Source organism: Plesiomonas sp., assembly GCF_051650925.1.
GTDB lineage: Bacteria > Pseudomonadota > Gammaproteobacteria > Enterobacterales > CAMTGL01 > Plesiomonas.
In genome coordinates, this window is record NZ_JBOFRH010000288.1 from 1 (window position 1) to 1,009 (window position 1,009).

The 1,009-nt window shown below is 43.8% G+C and carries 1 protein-coding gene; it reads left to right on the plus strand.

Annotated features, from left to right (window positions below):
• The coding region (gene yfbV, locus ACRC27_RS06930) for a terminus macrodomain insulation protein YfbV (RefSeq protein WP_438639506.1) at positions 1-278 on the plus strand (278 nt) is incomplete at its 5' end.
• Positions 279-1,009: the final 731 nt, after the last annotated feature.

A 1,009-nucleotide genomic window follows, 5' to 3' on the forward strand; every position in this document is an offset into this window, starting at 1 on the left:
TGTCGTTAGGCGGCGGAAACAACATGGCGATGGCCGTGATTGTGGGGCTTTTTGCACTGAGCCTGCCGATTCAAGGGCTATGGTGGCTGGGAAAACGGGCGCATACGCCGTTGCCGCCAGCGTTAACCAGCTGGTATCGTGACATCTATGACAAGATGCGCTCAGGTGGTATGGCCTTGATGCCAGCAGTGGCTAAGCCGCGCTACCAAGAGCTGGCTGATCTCCTAAACCGCGCCTTTAAAAAGCCGGAGTGGCAAATTCTGCTCGATGAGCTGTAACCTTGCCGGATGTGAGCCCAGATATGAGCCAAACATGAGCAAGCGGCGTGCTGGATAGCTGTGCTAAGTCATTGATAAGCGGTAAAGAAGTACGTAATAATCCGTAGGGGGAGTACGTGCGAGTACTGAGCTGCTGCATTGATGACTTGGCTGCTGGCTTAGCTGATTACTTAAATGCGGATTATGTAAATGTAGTGGCGTTCAGCACGGCAACTTTGCTGCGCTATGCAGTTTTGTTCTGTTTTCTGCTTATTTTCTGTCTGTTTTATGTTTTTAGACAAAATGTACTGCATACTTATGCGCTTCGCGCTGCATGTCCCTTGCCTCTTCACTTCCCTGTAGGTCTTTTTACGGTATGAATACACGTTGGTGTTTTCTATTTTGTTGCTTATGATTAATGGCTGTAACGTGTCAGCTGTTATTTATTGCACCGAAATGCCCGATAAATGACCTTACATTCAAGAATTGCGTTGCGAAAATAAACGAATTGTTTCTATTTTCATCATTATTTTTATTACGACTTTGTCAGAACAGAATGACTTATCTGACATATTGATCTGCGCGAGGGAATGTTATTTTCGCGCAGAGAATAAAAAGATGGTTTAAATCAAAAAAATATTTTCGCTAGCGTGTTACTTTTTATTTCAAAGATATTTCTTCACTGCTGTTTTGTTGAATCGATACAGCTATTAGGAAATCTCTTTTAATCGCGAAATAAATTGCGGAACGTG